The organism is Acidovorax sp. PRC11 (assembly GCF_031844105.1).
Classification (GTDB): Bacteria; Pseudomonadota; Gammaproteobacteria; order Burkholderiales; family Burkholderiaceae_C; genus Paracidovorax.
In genome coordinates, this window is record NZ_JAUZUQ010000011.1 from 100,041 (window position 1) to 115,007 (window position 14,967).

11 protein-coding genes are annotated in these 14,967 nt (G+C 72.5%); 5 read left to right on the forward strand and 6 right to left on the reverse strand.

Features of this window, described 5'->3' with window-relative positions:
- Positions 1-25 precede the first annotated feature (25 nt).
- From Q9R47_RS14310 to Q9R47_RS14320, 3 genes are read right to left on the reverse strand one after another with little or no spacing between them, the layout of a single operon-like run.
- Positions 26-613, reverse strand: a complete 588-nt coding sequence (locus Q9R47_RS14310) for a class I SAM-dependent methyltransferase (RefSeq protein ID WP_311233864.1) — start codon at positions 611-613, stop codon at positions 26-28.
- A gap of 54 nt (positions 614-667) precedes the next feature.
- The gene (locus Q9R47_RS14315; RefSeq protein WP_311233865.1) at positions 668-841 is read right to left on the reverse strand and encodes a hypothetical protein; all 174 of its coding nucleotides are present in this window, start codon (positions 839-841) and stop codon (positions 668-670) included.
- Positions 842-849: 8 nt separating this feature from the next.
- Complete coding sequence (locus tag Q9R47_RS14320; RefSeq protein WP_311233866.1) at positions 850-2,097, reverse strand: MFS transporter; 1,248 nt, start codon at positions 2,095-2,097, stop codon at positions 850-852.
- A 124-nt stretch (positions 2,098-2,221) separates the two neighbouring features.
- Here Q9R47_RS14320 and Q9R47_RS14325 point away from each other — a divergent pair, with 124 nt between their 5' ends.
- The 4 genes from Q9R47_RS14325 to Q9R47_RS14340 all read left to right on the forward strand — a co-directional run bounded on the left by Q9R47_RS14325 (position 2,222) and on the right by Q9R47_RS14340 (position 9,555).
- A complete protein-coding gene (locus Q9R47_RS14325; RefSeq protein WP_311233867.1) occupies positions 2,222-4,204 on the forward strand; it encodes a DNA topoisomerase IV subunit B in 1,983 nt (660 codons plus the stop codon).
- Between the two features lie 3 nt (positions 4,205-4,207).
- Positions 4,208-5,059 (forward strand): lytic transglycosylase domain-containing protein, encoded by an 852-nt coding sequence (locus Q9R47_RS14330; protein ID WP_311233868.1) that lies wholly within the window; start codon positions 4,208-4,210, stop codon positions 5,057-5,059.
- 61 nt (positions 5,060-5,120) lie between these two features.
- On the forward strand, positions 5,121-7,478 hold the full coding sequence (gene parC / locus Q9R47_RS14335; protein ID WP_311233869.1) for a DNA topoisomerase IV subunit A: 2,358 nt from the start codon (positions 5,121-5,123) through the stop codon (positions 7,476-7,478).
- 250 nt (positions 7,479-7,728) lie between these two features.
- Complete coding sequence (locus Q9R47_RS14340) at positions 7,729-9,555, forward strand: methyl-accepting chemotaxis protein (RefSeq protein WP_311233870.1); 1,827 nt, start codon at positions 7,729-7,731, stop codon at positions 9,553-9,555.
- Positions 9,556-9,598: 43 nt separating this feature from the next.
- Here Q9R47_RS14340 and pdxY read toward each other — a convergent pair whose 3' ends face one another.
- The 3 genes from pdxY to Q9R47_RS14355 all read right to left on the reverse strand — a co-directional run bounded on the left by pdxY (position 9,599) and on the right by Q9R47_RS14355 (position 11,622).
- Positions 9,599-10,558 (reverse strand): pyridoxal kinase PdxY, encoded by a 960-nt coding sequence (gene pdxY, locus Q9R47_RS14345; protein ID WP_311233871.1) that lies wholly within the window; start codon positions 10,556-10,558, stop codon positions 9,599-9,601.
- A gap of 13 nt (positions 10,559-10,571) precedes the next feature.
- Complete coding sequence (locus Q9R47_RS14350) at positions 10,572-11,030, reverse strand: RidA family protein (RefSeq protein ID WP_311233872.1); 459 nt, start codon at positions 11,028-11,030, stop codon at positions 10,572-10,574.
- A gap of 184 nt (positions 11,031-11,214) precedes the next feature.
- Entirely contained in the window at positions 11,215-11,622 is a 408-nt protein-coding gene (locus tag Q9R47_RS14355; protein ID WP_311233873.1) for a GFA family protein, read from the reverse strand.
- 208 nt (positions 11,623-11,830) lie between these two features.
- On the opposite strand from Q9R47_RS14355, the gene Q9R47_RS14360 reads away from it, so the two are divergent.
- Positions 11,831-14,896: a DNA internalization-related competence protein ComEC/Rec2 gene (locus Q9R47_RS14360; protein ID WP_311233874.1), complete on the forward strand. Its 3,066-nt coding sequence runs from the start codon at positions 11,831-11,833 to the stop codon at positions 14,894-14,896.
- The last annotated feature ends 71 nt before the right edge of the window (positions 14,897-14,967 follow it).

The following is a 14,967-nucleotide window of genomic DNA, read 5'->3' on the forward strand; positions in this document are numbered from 1 at the left end:
GTGTGTAACCGGCCCGGCCGGGGGGTTAACCGGGGGGCGGCGGCACGAGGGGGTGGCGAGGCGGTGCGTCGCCGGGCGCCTGCCGGACGGCCGCGATGCGCTGCACGAAGCGTTCCGGCGACGGCAGGAAGCCGTCCTCGTAGGCCACGATCCTCAGACCCGCGCAGGCACCCAGCAGTTCCCCGGGTTCGAGCAGAAAGTCCGGCCGCGATGGACGGCCCACGGTGCCGTTGCCGTGCGCGAAGGTCTCGTAGAGCAGCACGCCGCCGGGCGCGACGCTCTGCACCAGGGTGGGCAGCAGCGGACGCCAGAGGTAGTGGGTGACCACGACGGCATCGAAGCGGCGACCGGCGAACGGCCAGGGGCCCTGTTCGATGTCGGCGCAGACCAGCTCGCCCAGGCCCGCCAGCGCGGCGACCTCGGGCCCGGAGCGGTCCACGCCCGCGACGGCATGGCCGCGCGCGTGGAACCAGCGCAGGTGCCGGCCGCCGCCGCAGGCCACGTCCAGTACGCGGCCATGGGGCGGCACCAGATGGGCCCAGCGCACGATCCAGTCGGAGGGGGCGGCGTGGCCGGGCGCTGCGGTGCGCGGGAGAGGAGGGGAGGGCTGCATGGCGAAGGCCGGCGGGACGCGGGGGAGGGCCGGGACGGGCCCGCGATGGATCGGTCAGAAGCAGGACCAGACCTGGTCCGCCATCATGACCACGAAACCGGGCTCCGCGTACAGCGCGAAAGCGGCGGACAGCGCCGCGGCGGCCGCGGCGGCCATTGCCAGCCGCCGTTTCCAGGCGGGGCGGCGCGGAGTGGATGCGGGCCGGGCGGTGTCGACCATGGCGTGCATGCCGCGGCTCACACGGCGGCGCCTGCCCGGGCCGGGGAGCGCACGATCGGCGATTCGCGCACCGGCAGGTTGATGAGGCCGGCCGCGACGCCCAGCGCGATGGCGAGGTACCAGACCACGTCGTAGCTGCCCGTGCGGTCGTAGAGATAGCCTCCCAGCCAGACGCCCAGGAAGCTGCCGATCTGGTGGCTGAAGAACACGAAGCCGCCCAGCATCGAGAGGTGCTGCACGCCGAAGATCTGCGCCACCGTCGCGTTGGTGGGCGGCACGGTGGAGAGCCACAGGAAGCCGATCACCGCCGAGAACACGTACACCGACACCGGCGTGAGCGGCGCGATCAGGAACACGGTGATCGCCACGGCGCGGGCGCAGTAGATGAACGCCAGGATGTGCCGGCGCGCCATGCGCTGGCCCAGCGTGCCCGCGATGTAGGTGCCGAAGACGTTGAAGAGGCCGATGAGCGCCAGCGCGTAGCTCGCCACCTGGGGCGAGAGGCCGTGGTCCTTGAGGTAGCTCGGCATGTGCACGCCGATGAAGACCACCTGGAAACCGCAGACGAAGTAGCCGGCCGTGAGCAGCAGGAAGCTGGGATAGCGCAGCGCTTCGGAGAGGGCCTCGCCCACGCTCTGGCCGCGCGGCGGGCGGGCACTACCGGCGGCGCCCGCGGCCGCGCGCCCGAACCCCGGCTCGCGCAGGCCGAAGGCGATTGGCACGATCAGCAGCACCATCACCGAGAGCGCGAGCAGCGACTCCTGCCAGCCCAGGCGGGCGATGAGCTGCCCTTCCACCGGCACCATGAGGAATTGCCCGAACGAGCCCGCGGCCGCCGCGACCCCCATGGCCCAGGAGCGCTTCTCGGCCGGGATCTGCCGCCCCAGCACGCCGTAGATCACCGCGTAGGTGGTGCCCGCCTGGGCGGCGCCGATCAGCACGCCCGCGGTGAGCGCGAACAGCAGCGGCGTGGGCGATAGCGCCATGCCGGCCAGGCCCGCGGCGTAGAGCACCGCGCCGCCGATCAGCACGCGGAAGGCGCCGAAGCGGTCGGCCGCCATGCCCGCGAAGATGCCGAACACGCCCCAGGCGAGGTTCTGCACGGCGATCGCCAGCGCGAAGCTCTGGCGCGTCCAGCCCATGTCCTGGGTGATCGGCTGCAGCCACAGGCCGAAGCCGTGGCGGATGCCCATGGAGAGCGTGACGATGGCCGCGCCGCAGGCGAGGACCTGCACCATGGAGAGCTTGGGGGTTTCGGAGGACATCCGGCGAATGTAGCCAAAAGTGGCGCGCGGCGCTCGCGGGCCGGTGGGGGTTAACCCGTGCCGCATGCGGGCGACTGTCTTTCCATCCAGTGTCGCCGGGCGGGCCGCACTACAATCCGCGCCCATGGCAGCCAAACCCTCTTCCGTCTCGCCCAGCGACTATTCCGAAGGTTCGATCCGCGTGCTCAAGGGCCTGGAGCCCGTGAAGCAGCGGCCGGGCATGTACACGCGCACCGACAACCCGCTGCACATCATCCAGGAAGTGCTCGACAACGCGGCCGACGAGGCCCTGGCCGGGCACGGCAAGCGCATCAAAGTCACCCTGCATGCCGACGGCTCCGTCGGCATCGAGGACGACGGCCGCGGCATTCCGTTCGGCCTGCACCCCGAGGAGAAGGCCCCGGTGATCGAGCTGGTCTTCACGCGGCTGCACGCGGGCGGCAAGTTCGACAAGGGCAAGGGCGGCGCCTACAGCTTCTCGGGCGGCCTGCACGGCGTGGGCGTCTCGGTCACCAACGCGCTCGCGCTGCGGCTGGAGGCCTCCACCCACCGCGAGGGGCAGATCGCGCGCCTCGTGTTCGAGGGCGGCGACGTCACCGAGCCGCTCACGTCCCGGCCGCTGGCCGCGGGCGAGCGCCGCCAGGGCACGACGGTGCGCGTGTGGCCGGACGGCAAATACTTCGAATCGACGGCGCTGCCCATGGGCGAGCTGGTCCACCTGCTGCGCAGCAAGGCCGTGCTGATGCCGGGCGTGACGGTGTCCCTGGTCAACGAGAAGACGAAGGAGACGCAGACCTGGCAGTACAAGGGCGGCCTGCGCGACTACCTCGGCCAGAACCTTTCGCACGATCCGGTGATCCCTCTCTTCGAGGGCGACGGCTATGCCGACCGGCACAGCGAGAACTTCGCCGAAGGCGAAGGCGCCGCGTGGTGCGTGGCCTTCACCGAGGAAGGCCAACCCATGCGCGAGAGCTACGTCAACCTGATTCCCACGAGCGCGGGCGGCACGCACGAGAGCGGCCTGCGCGACGGCCTGTTCAATGCCGTCAAGAGCTTCATCGAACTGCATTCGCTGCTGCCGAAGGGCGTCAAGCTGCTGCCCGAGGACGTGTTCGCGCGTGCCTCGTACGTGCTCTCGGCCAAGGTGCTGGACCCGCAGTTCCAGGGCCAGATCAAGGAGCGGCTCAATTCGCGCGACGCCGTGCGGCTGGTGAGCGGCTTCGTGCGCCCGGCGCTCGAGCTGTGGCTGCACCAGCACGTGGACTACGGCAAGAAGCTCGCCGAACTCGCCATCAAGGCCGCGCAGACGCGCCAGAAGGCTGGCCAGAAGGTCGAGAAGAAGAAGGGTTCCGGCGTGGCCGTGCTGCCCGGCAAACTCACCGATTGCGAAAGCCGCGACCTCTCGCACAACGAGGTGTTCCTGGTGGAGGGCGACTCCGCCGGCGGCAGCGCCAAGATGGGCCGCGACAAGGAGTGCCAGGCCGTGCTGCCGCTGCGCGGCAAGGTGCTCAACACCTGGGAGGTGGACCGCGACCGGCTGTTCGCCAACACCGAGATCCACGACATCTCCGTGGCGCTGGGCGTCGATCCGCACGGCCCGAACGACACGCCGGACCTCTCCGGCCTGCGCTACGGCAAGGTCTGCATCCTGTCGGACGCCGACGTGGACGGCTCGCACATCCAGGTGCTGCTGCTCACGCTGTTCTTCCGCCACTTCCCCAAGCTGATCGAGACCGGCCACATCTACGTGGCGCGGCCGCCGCTCTACCGCGTGGACGTGCCGGCGCGCGGCAAGAAGCCGGCCTCGAAGGTGTATGCGCTGGACGACGGCGAGCTGGAGGCGATCCTCGACAAGTGCGCCAAGGACGGCGTGGCGCGCGAGAAGTGCCAGATCAGCCGCTTCAAGGGCCTGGGCGAGATGAACGCCGAGCAGCTCTGGGAGACCACGCTCAATCCCGACACCCGCCGCCTGCTGCCCGTGCAGCTGGGCGCGATGGGCTTCGCCGAGACCGAGGGCCTGATCACCAAGCTCATGGGCAAGGGCGAGGCGGCTGCGCGACGCGAGCTCATGGAACTGCACGGCGACGCCGTGGACGTGGACATCTGAGCCATGGCGGCGCGGCGCTCCGGTGGTGGTGGTGCGGCGGCGTGGCTGCGGCGGCAGGCGGCTGCCGGCGCGCGCGTGGCCGCGCTGGCCCTGGCGCTCTGGCTGCCGGTGCAGTCCGCGCATGCGGACCTCTGGGCCTACGTGGACGACCGCGGCGTGACGCATTTCGCGGCCGAGCGCATCGACGAGCGCTACAGCCTGTTCTTCCGCGGCGACGTGTTCGATTCCACCAAGGACGGCCGCGCCACGGGCACGGGCCTCGTGCCGCCCGGCGCGGCGCCCGGAGCCACGCCGGAGAGCGCGCGGCGGCTGGCGTATTTCGACATCGCGCCGGAGGTCAAGCGCGTGAAGCACTTCCTGCGCGCCTCGGCGAACCAGCACGGGCTCGACTACGAACTGCTGCAGGCGGTGATCGCCACCGAATCGGGGTTCGATCCGCAGGCGGTGTCGCCGCGCGGCGCGGTGGGGCTCATGCAGGTGATGCCGGCCACGGCCCAGCGCTTCGGCGTGGCGCGCGAGGCGAAGCGTTCGGTGGAGCAGAAGCTCACCGATCCGGGCACCAACGTGGCGGCCGGCGCGCGCTACCTGCGCCACCTGATCGATCTCTTCGAGGGCCGGCTGGACCTGGCCCTGGCGGCCTACAACGCGGGCGAGGGCGCGGTGCAGCGCGCCGGCCGGCGCATTCCCGCCTACCGCGAAACGCAGAATTACGTGAAGAGCGTGCTGGGGCTCTATGCCCTGCTCAAGCCCGCTGCCGTGGCGCCCGCGCCATCGCCGCTGGCCGCGGGCCGCGGGGCCGCCGCCGGCCGCGTGCGCATGGAGCTGGCGGCGCCGCTGGCGCAGGGCGCGCCCTGAATCACCGAACGACACCGCGGCGCACCGGCTGCCGCGTTTTTCCTTCCATCCTTTCCCACGCATGAGCGACAACGACCAACCCACCCTCGACTTCACCCAGCCCGCGTCCGACGACCAGCTCGGCCTGGCAGGCTATGCGCAGCGCGCCTACCTGGAGTACGCGCTCTCGGTGGTGAAGGGCCGCGCGCTGCCGGACGTGTGCGACGGCATGAAGCCGGTGCAGCGCCGCATCCTCTTCGCCATGGAGCGCATGGGCCTGGCCTACGGCGGCCCCACGCGCAACGTGCCCGCCAAGCCCGTGAAGAGCGCCCGCGTGGTGGGCGACGTGCTGGGCCGCTTCCATCCGCACGGCGACCAGTCGGCCTACGACGCGCTGGTGCGGCTCGCGCAGGACTTCAGCCAGCGCTATCCGCTCATCGACGGGCAGGGCAACTTCGGCAGCCGCGACGGCGACGGCGCCGCGGCCATGCGCTACACCGAGGCGCGGCTCACGCGCATCGCCAGCCTGCTGCTCGACGAGATAGACCAGGGCACGGTCGATTTCGTGCCCAACTACGACGGCAGCACGGAAGAGCCGCGCCAGCTGCCCGCGCGCCTGCCGTTCGCGCTGCTCAACGGCGCGAGCGGCATCGCCGTGGGCCTGGCCACCGAGATCCCGAGCCACAACCTGCGCGAGATCGCCGACGCCTGCGTGGCGCTGGTGAAGAACCCGAAACTCGCCGACGAGGAGCTCGCCGCGATGGTGCCGGGCCCCGACTATCCGGGCGGCGGCCAGATCATCAGCAGCCCGAGCGACATCCAGGACGCCTACCGCACCGGGCGCGGCAGCCTCAAGGTGCGCGCGCGCTGGAAGATCGAGGATCTCGCACGCGGCCAGTGGCAGATGGTGGTCACCGAACTGCCGCCCGGCGTCTCCGCGCAGAAGGTGCTCGAAGAGATCGAGGAGCTCACCAATCCCAAGGTGAAGGCGGGCAAGAAGGCGCTCTCGCAGGAGCAGACGCAGCTCAAGGCCACGGTGCTGGGCGTGCTGGACGTGGTGCGCGACGAGTCGAGCAAGGACGCGCCCGTGCGCATCGTGTTCGAGCCGAAGACGGGCAAGGTGCCGCAGCAGGAGCTCATCACCACGCTGCTCGCGCACACCAGCCTGGAGACCTCCGCGCCGATCAACCTGACCATGGTGGGCCTGGACGGCAAGCCGGTGCAGAAGTCGCTGCGGCGCATGCTGGAGGAGTGGATCGCGTTCCGCCAGCAGACCATCACGCGGCGCAGCCAGCACCGCCTCTCCAAGGTGCTGGACCGCATCCACATCCTCGAGGGGCGGCAGACGGTGCTGCTCAACATCGACGAGGTGATCGCGATCATCCGCACGGCCGACGAACCCAAGGCCGCGCTGATAGAGCGCTTCCGCCTCTCGGACCGGCAGGCCGAGGACATCCTGGAAATCCGCCTGCGCCAGCTCGCGCGGCTGGAGGCGATCAAGATCGAGCAGGAGCTCAAGGAACTGCGCGAGGAGCAGGGCAAGCTGGAGGACATCCTCGCCAACCCCGCCTCGCTGCGCCGCCTGATGGTGCGGGAGATCGAGCAGGACGCGAAGCAGTTCGCCGACGCGCGCCGCACGCTCATCCAGGCCGACAAGCGCGCCACCGCCGAAGTGAAGGTGGTCGACGAGCCCGTGACGGTGGTCGTCTCGCAGAAGGGCTGGGTGCGCGCGCGCCAGGGCCACGGCCACGATGCCGGCACCTTCGCGTTCAAGGCGGGCGATGCGCTCTACGGCACCTTCGAGTGCCGCACGGTCGATACCCTCATCGCGTTCGGCAGCAACGGACGGGTGTACTCGGTGGCCGTCGCGCAACTGCCCGGCGCCCGGGGCGACGGCCAGCCGATCACCACGCTGATCGACCTGGAGGCCGGCACGCAGCCGGTGCACTACTTCGCCGGGCCGGCCAACGCGGCGCTGCTGCTCGCGGGCTCGGGCGGCTACGGCTTCATCGCGGCCGTGGAGCACATGACTGCGCGCAACCGCGGCGGCAAGGCGTTCATCTCGCTGGGCGAGGGCGAGCAGCTCTGCCGGCCGTCGCACGCGGCGTTCGCGAACGGCAGCCAGCCGCTGGCACCGGCCACGCACGTGTGCTGCGCCTCGGCGGGCGGCCGCATCCTCACTTTCGAGATCGCGGAACTCAAGCAGATGGCCAACGGTGGGCGCGGCCTGATGCTGATCGACCTGGAGCCCAAGGACACGCTGGCCGGCGCGGCGGCCTACACCCGCAGCGTGCGCATCGCGGGCGTGGGCCGCGGCGGCAAGGAGCGCGACGAGACGCTGGAGATCCGCAGCCTCAACAATGCACGCTTCCCGCGCGGACGCAAGGGCCGTGCGGCGGACCTGGGCTTCAAGCCGAACGCCGTGCAGCGCGTCGAGTAAGCCGGTCTCGCCAGAACGCATTCGGCGGGCCTGCGGGCCGCGCCAGGCCGGCATCCACCTGCCGATCCCCCAGGCCGCCATCGCCATGGCGGCCTTTTTTCGTTGCGCCGCCGCATCGTCCTCTGGGAATGGTGGAAACGCGCATTGGTGTTTCGGCGTGTACCGGTGCACCATCCGCGCACGCGAACACGGAGAGGTTCTGGCGGCTCCAGCCGCGCTTCCTCCGTGGGGTCGATCTGGAGCCCTGCCCATGAAGAATCTGAAGATTTCCACGCGGCTCGCCTTGGGGTTCGCCCTCATCCTGCTGATCATGTTCCTGATGAACATGCTGGGCCTCACCAACATGGGAGCCATGGTCCGCTCCGTGAAGGGCGTCGGATCCGAGGCCCTGCTCAAGGAGCGCCTGATCAGCGACTGGGCGCGCAACATCCACGTCAGCGTGCAGCGGACCAAGGCCGTGGCGCTCAGCAATGACCAGGCGCTGAGCGACCGGTTCGCGGAAGAAGCGGCCGCCTCGTCGCGCCAGTCGGGCGACATGCTCAAGCGCATCGATTCGCTGTCGCAGACCGAGCAGGAAAAGGCGGTGATGGCCGAGATCCAGAAGACGCGCGTCACCTACCTCGCGTCCCGCGACGCGCTCTACAAGGCCAAGCGCGAGGGCCGGCTGGACGAGGCGCAGCGCCTGTTCACGCAGGAGTTCCAGCCGCTCACCCAGCAATACCTCCAGAACGTGCAGCGGATCCTGGATCTGCAGCGCGGCAACATCGATGCCGCCCTCGGCCAGGTCGAGGCCGAATACCTGCAGACCCGCACGGCCGTGACCATCGCCACCGTGCTGGCCCTGGCCCTGGGTGCCGCGGTCGGCCTGTGGATCACCCGCGGCATTACGCGCCCGCTCGGCGAGGCCGTGCGCGTGGCGCGGGCCGTGGCCGCCAACGACCTCACCACCACCGTCGCCGAGGCCGGACGCGACGAGACCGGCCAGTTGCTGGAGGCGCTGCGCCAGATGAACGACAACCTGGCGCAGGTCACAGGCCGGGTGCGCAGCGGCGCCGACAGCATCGCCGTGGCCGCGCGCGAGATCGATGCGGGCAACCAGGACCTGTCGGCGCGCACTGAGCGGCAGGCGAGCGCGCTGCAGCAGACGGCCGCCTCCATCGAGCAGCTCACCAGCGCCGTGCGGCAGAACGCCGACAGCGCCCGCCAGGCCAACCAGCTCGCGGCGCATGCGTCGCAGGTGGCGGGCGAGGGCGGGCAGGTGGTGGCCGGCGTGGTGCAGACCATGGGCGCCATCGATGCCTCGTCGCGCCGCATCGCCGACATCATCGGCGTGATCGACGGCATCGCCTTCCAGACCAACATCCTGGCGCTGAATGCCGCGGTCGAAGCCGCCCGCGCGGGCGAGCAGGGCCGGGGCTTCGCCGTGGTGGCTTCGGAGGTGCGCGCGCTCGCGGGGCGCAGCGCCGAGGCCGCCAAGGACATCAAGGCGCTGATCGGCGATTCGGTGGCCAAGGTGGACGAAGGCTCCCAGCAGGTCGCGCAGGCCGGGCGCACGATGGAATCCGTGGTGGACAGCATCCGGCGCGTGGCCGACATCATGGGCGAGATCAGCGCGGCGAGCGCGGAGCAGAGCACCGGCATCGAGCAGGTGAGCCAGGCCATCGGGCAGATGGACCAGGTGACGCAGCAGAACGCGGCGCTGGTGGAGGAGGCCGCCGCGGCGACCGGTTCGCTCAAGTCGCAGGCGGCGATGCTGTCCGAGGCGATGTCCGCCTTCCGGCTGCGCGAGGGCGGCCTGACCGGCATTCCCGCCGCGTCCATGCCCGTGCCTCAGCCTGCGGCCAGGGCGGTATCTGCAGCCGCGTTGTCTCCGGCCACCCCGGCGTCGACGCGTCCTGCCGCCGCGGCGCCGGGCCGGCCACACACGCCGGCCACCGCCAAGGCGGTCGGCGGCAAGGCGCCCGCGCTGCCCGGCCGGCCGTCACCCGCCGCGTCCGCGGCGCACCCACCCGTGCCACAATCCCCCACGCCGCCGCGCAAGGCCAGCCAGAGCGACGACGACTGGGAAACCTTTTGAGCGCGTGCCCGCGCAGGCCGCGTGGGCCCGGAGCGCCCGTGGCTCAGCGGGCTGCGCTGCCCACGGGCTCGGCCGCGAAGTACTCGGAGGGCTGCGCGATCTGCTCGCGGCAGGCCACCAGGGGCAGGTCGCGCTGGCCGGGCGTGGTGCGCGACACCAGCGCATAGAGGCTGCTCACCGCGCCCGAGACGGCGTCCGGCGTGGCCGCGCCGCGCAGCAGGTGGCCCAGCAGCACGGCCGAGAATACGTCGCCCATACCGTTGGGCAGCGGCTGCAGGTCGACATACGGCGTGCGCACCAGCCAGGCCGCACCGCCCGTCACCGCGAGCGTGGCCAGCCGGTCCTGCGGCAGGTCGGGCGTGCGCAGGCTGGTCACCACGATGAGCGAGGGCCCGGCGCCCGGCGCGTCGCCCAGCAGGGCCCGCGCGGCGTTGATCGCCTCGTCCACCGACGCCAGCGGCGCGCCGTGCAGCAGTTCGAATTCGTATTGGTTGGGCGTGATGATGCTCGCCTGCGCCAGCGCGCGCCGCCGCAGGAATTCGGGGATGCCCGGGCGCACGAACACGCCCCGCCCCACGTCGCCCATCACCGGGTCGCACAGGTAGCGCAGCGCCGGGCGCACGGCCCGGATCTCCTGCACCGCGGCCAGGATGGCCTCGCCCACGCCGGCATCGCCCAGGTAGCCCGAGAGCACTGCCGTGCAGCGCTGCAGCACGCCCCGGGCGCGCAGGCCGTCGAGCACGTCGGCGATGTGCGCGGGCGGGAACACCTGGCCCTTGAACTCGCCGTAGCCCGTGTGGTTGGAGAACTGCACCGTGTGCACCGCCACCGGCTGGATGCCCAGCATCTGCAGCGGCAGCATCGCCGCGTCGTTGCCGACGTGGCCGAAGGCGACGTGCGACTGGATGGAGAGCACCAGCGGCGGATCACCGGCCTCTGCCGGGGAGGCCGGGCCGGGCACGGCGGCGGCCGGGGAGGCGGAGGGGGGGACCGCAGCGCTCATCGCATCCACCGCGTCAGGCGAGTTCGGCGATCAGTTCGATCTCCACGCAGGCGCCCATCGGGATCTGCGCCACGCCGAAGGCGCTGCGGGCGTGCTTGCCCTTGTCGCCGAACACTTCGCCCAGCAGCTCGCTCGCGCCATTGGTCACGAGGTGCTGCTCGGTGAAGTCGCTCGTGGAGTTCACGAGGCTCATCACCTTGACGATGCGCCGCACGCGGTTCAGGTCGCCGCCCGTGGCCGCATGCAGCGTGCCCAGCAGATCGATCGCCACGGCCCGCGCAGCGGCCTTGCCGTCTTCCGTCGCGATGTCGCGGCCGAACTGGCCCACCCAAGGCTTGCCGTCCTTGCGCGCGATGTGCCCGCTCAGGAAAACGAGGTTGCCCGTCTGCGCGTAGGGCACATAGGCGGCGGCCGGCGTGGCGACGGGAGGCAGCGTGATGTTCAGGGCGGCGAGTTTGTCGTAGATGCTCATGGTCGGTCGGTGGGAAGAAGGTGAAGACACGGAAAATGGTGGCGGAATGCCGGCCGCGGGCGTGCGCGGCGAGGCAGGCCCCGCAGGCCTGCGGCAGGAACGATGGTACACACGGAACGGAACGGAGCGGAGCAGGGCGGGGGCGCGGCGGCAGCGCCTGCCCGGCGGGTTCCTGCGCAATCCTTCAGGGCTGCCCGTCGAAGCACTCCACGCCGTCGGGCAACCGCACCCAGGCCCTGCGGCGCTTCGCCCAGATCTGCCGCTTCGGAGCGCCCAGGTCGTGCCGCTGGCGGATCGCGCCGGTGCGCAGCGAGTAGGCCGTGGGCGCTTCCGCCGCGCAGGCATAGAGCGGCGTGCCGCAGTGCCCGCAGAACGCGAGCAGCCGTTTCGCGCCGCTCTCGGCCGTTTTCACATACGTGCGGGGCGTGCCCCGGGTCAGCCGGAAACCGGCCGCCGGCGCGGGAATATTGGCGCGGAACGCCGAGCCGGAATGGATCTGGCAGTCGTCGCAGTGGCAGACGGTCATGCTGCCCGGCTCGACTTCGGCTTCATAAGCGATGGCGCCGCAGTGGCACTGGCCTTCGATGTTCATGGGGATCTCCTGGGGAGGTGGGCGCTCCCCCGTGGGGCATTCTGCACCCGGGCCACCGCCTGTCCTGGCCTGCCGCCCACGCGACCAGCAGCCGTGCCGGCCGGGTGCTACGGGCTGGGATCGGCCGGGGCAACCCCCGGATCGGCATGGCCTGCATGATTTTTCATGGCTGTACCCGCCGTGGATGCCGCCCTAGCATGCTGGCCGCATGAGCGTGCCGCCCCCTCCCGCGCCACCGCGGGCCTTATCGCCAACCCGTCCGGAGCATCCGTCCTTCGATGCGCCCGGCCGGCTCTGGCCCGCGCTGCTTCTTGGCAGCATCGCCGGTGCGTTGGTGCAGCTCACGCAGCCCGCGCTCTGGCCCGTGCGCGCCTACCTGGCCTTGCTGCTGGCCGGCGGCGCCGTGGCGGTGGCCGCGGGCCGGAGGCGCCCCGGGCTGGCCGGTGCGTGGCGGCCGGGCCCGCGGCTGCTCGCCTTCGCCGCCGCGGCCTGGATGGCCTTCGCGGTCTGCGGGCTGCGCGCGGGGGCTTTTCTGTCGGACGCGCTGGCGCCCGCGCTCGAGGGGCGCGACGTGCGGGTCGTCGGCGTGGTGGCGGCGATGCCCCAGCCGACCGACGCGGGCGTGCGCCTGCGGCTGGCGGTGGAGTCGGCGTGGCTGGTGGAGGGTCGCCGTGGCAAGGCCCCGGCCCGCAAGCGGCCACGGGGCGAAGGGGGACGGGTGCGCACGGACGGGCAGCATGGGGCCGCCAACGCCAACGCCAACGCCAACGCCAACGCCAACGCCAACGCCAACGACGCAGCCGACGGCGCTGCGGAGCCGGACCCGGACGGCGGCGTAGCGCTCCAGGCCGCAGGCCGTCCCGTGGCCGTTCCGCCGCTGATCGACGTGGGGTGGTCCGCCGGTGCGCCCTGGTTCGCCCGCGGGGAAGCAACGAGCAAGGGCATGCCGGCGTCGGCATCGGCGTCGGCGTCGCCCGGGGCATCCACGGCTTCCGTGCCCGCCGTGCGCGCCGGGGAGCGCTGGGAGCTGACCGTGCGGCTCACCGCTCCGCACGGCCTGCGCAACCCGGGTGGCTTCGACGCCGAGCTGTGGCTGTGGGAGCAGGGCGTGCAGGCCACCGGCACCGTGCGGGCCGGCACCCACGACGCCCCGCCCGTGCGGCGGGAGGCGGCGCCGTGGTGGCGCCATCCGGTGGAGCAGGCGCGGCAGCAGGTGCGCGATGCGATCCTCGCGCGGCTGGCACCACCCAAAACGGGTGGGACGGGCGACGGGAAAGGCCGTGGCAACGGCACCGGCACCGGCACCGGCACCGACGGCGGTGCGGGCGGGGCGGGTCGCGGCAGTCCGGAGGCCGAGGCGCGCCGCCGTGCCGCGGGCGTCGTGGCGGCGCTGGTGACGGGCGACCAGCGAGCGATCGACCGCGCCGACTGGGACGTGTTCCGCGCGACGGGCGTGGCGCATCTGGTGAGCATTTCCGGGCTGCACATCACGCTGTTCGCCTGGATCGCCGCGGCGGCGGTGGGCTGGCTGTGGCGACGGTCGGAGCTGCTGTGCCTGGCGGTGCCGGCGCCCTGGGCGGCGCTGGCGGGCGGGGTGCTCCTGGCGGCGGCGTATGCGCTCTTCAGCGGCTGGGCGGTGCCCGCGCAGCGCACGGTGTGCATGCTGGCGGTGATCGGCGCGCTGCGGCTGTCCGGGCGGCGCTGGCCGTGGCCGCAGGTGTGGCTGCTGGCGGGCGCGGCGGTGGTGGCGGCCGATCCGTGGGCGCTGCTGCAGGCGGGCTTCTGGCTCAGCTTCGTGGCGGTGGCGGTGTTGTTCGCGTCCGATGCGGGTGCGTCCGGGGACGGCGTGCCGGCCGGCGGGGCGGTGCGGCGGTGGGGCGGGCGGGCGCTGGCGCTGCTGCGCGAGCAGTGGGTGGTCACGCTGGCGCTGACGCCGCTCACGGTGCTGCTGTTCGGGCAGATGTCGGTGGTGGGCTTCGTGGCGAACCTCGCGGCGATTCCGTGGATGACGCTGGTCGTGACGCCGCTGGCACTGCTGGGCGTGCTGTGGGCGCCGCTGTGGTCGGCGGCCGCCGCCTGTCTCGTGCCGTTCGCGGCGTGGTTGCAATGGCTCGCGGCCTGGCCCTGGGCCACGGTGTCGCTGCCGGCCGCACCGCTCTGGGCGGGCGTGGCCGGGGTGGCGGGCGGCGTGCTGCTGGTGCTGCGGCTGCCGGTGCCGCTGCGTCTGCTGGGCCTGCCGCTGCTGCTGCCCGCGCTCTGGTGGCAGCCGCAGCGGCCCGCGCACGGGCAGTTCGAACTGCTCGCACCCGACGTGGGCCAGGGCAGCGCGGTGCTGGTGCGCACGGCCGGCCACGCATTGCTCTACGACGCCGGCCCGCGGTTCGGGCCGGACAGCGATGCGGGCGACCGCGTCCTGGTGCCGCTGCTGCGGGCGCGGGGGGAGCGGCTGGACCGGTTGCTGCTGAGCCACCGCGACAGCGACCACACGGGTGGCGCCGCCGCCGTGCTGGCCGCGCATCCGCGGGCGGACCTCTGGGGATCGCTGGAAGACGGCCACGCGCTGGAAGCGGGAGGCGCCCGCACCGTCACCCGCTGCGAAGCCGGCCAGCGCTGGACGTGGGATGGCGTGCGCTTCGACGTGCTGCACCCGCCGCCCGGAATGCCCGGCGCGCAGGGCGCCCTGCAGCCCGCCGCTGGCGCGCGCGACGACGGCACGAACGCGGCGAGCTGCGTGCTGCGCATCACGGCGGCCGCGCCCGGCGGAAGTCGCTCCACAGGCCCGGACGGCGGCGGCCCGCAGGGGGCCGGCCAGAGCGGCGACGAAGGTGCGGCGGGAGGCGAAGGAGAGGGCCATGGCGCCTCCGCGCTGCTCGTCGGGGACATCGGGCAGGCCCAGGAAGCAGCGCTGGCGCAAGCGGGCGTGCTGGTCCCTGCCGACGTGCTGCAGGTGCCCCACCACGGCAGCCGGTCGTCCTCGGGCCCGGCGCTGCTCGATGTCGTACGGCCGCGCACCGCGGTGGTGCAGGCCGGCTACCGCAACCGCTACGGCCATCCTGCGCCGGACGTGCTGGCGCGCTATGGAGCGCGGGGCGCGCAGGTGGTGGATTCGCCCTCCTGCGGTGCGTGGGAGTGGCGGTCGGACCAGCCGCTGCGCTGGCGGTGCGAGCGCGTGGCGGCGCGGCGCTACTGGCACCATGCGCCGCCGCCCGCATCGGCGAGGGCCGCGGCGGACGGGGCTGCAGGTCCTCGACGGGGTGGGGCCGTGCGGCGCTGACACACGGATTCGGCGGCGTCCTGCACACGCGCGGCGCATCCAGCGGCAGAGCAGGCTTGCAACTTGCTATG

Excerpts from the sequence above, each read along its gene's own strand:
- Q9R47_RS14310 (WP_311233864.1), bottom strand. The coding sequence starts at position 613 with ATGCAGCCCTCCCCTCCTCTCCCGCGCACCGCAGCGCCCGGCCACGCC.
- Q9R47_RS14315 (WP_311233865.1), bottom strand. The coding sequence starts at position 841 with ATGCACGCCATGGTCGACACCGCCCGGCCCGCATCCACTCCGCGCCGC.
- Q9R47_RS14320 (WP_311233866.1), bottom strand. The coding sequence starts at position 2,097 with ATGTCCTCCGAAACCCCCAAGCTCTCCATGGTGCAGGTCCTCGCCTGC.
- Q9R47_RS14325 (WP_311233867.1), top strand. The coding sequence starts at position 2,222 with ATGGCAGCCAAACCCTCTTCCGTCTCGCCCAGCGACTATTCCGAAGGT.
- Q9R47_RS14330 (WP_311233868.1), top strand. The coding sequence starts at position 4,208 with ATGGCGGCGCGGCGCTCCGGTGGTGGTGGTGCGGCGGCGTGGCTGCGG.
- parC (WP_311233869.1), top strand. The coding sequence starts at position 5,121 with ATGAGCGACAACGACCAACCCACCCTCGACTTCACCCAGCCCGCGTCC.
- Q9R47_RS14340 (WP_311233870.1), top strand. The coding sequence starts at position 7,729 with ATGAAGAATCTGAAGATTTCCACGCGGCTCGCCTTGGGGTTCGCCCTC.
- pdxY (WP_311233871.1), bottom strand. The coding sequence starts at position 10,558 with ATGAGCGCTGCGGTCCCCCCCTCCGCCTCCCCGGCCGCCGCCGTGCCC.
- Q9R47_RS14350 (WP_311233872.1), bottom strand. The coding sequence starts at position 11,030 with ATGAGCATCTACGACAAACTCGCCGCCCTGAACATCACGCTGCCTCCC.
- Q9R47_RS14355 (WP_311233873.1), bottom strand. The coding sequence starts at position 11,622 with ATGAACATCGAAGGCCAGTGCCACTGCGGCGCCATCGCTTATGAAGCC.
- Q9R47_RS14360 (WP_311233874.1), top strand. The coding sequence starts at position 11,831 with ATGAGCGTGCCGCCCCCTCCCGCGCCACCGCGGGCCTTATCGCCAACC.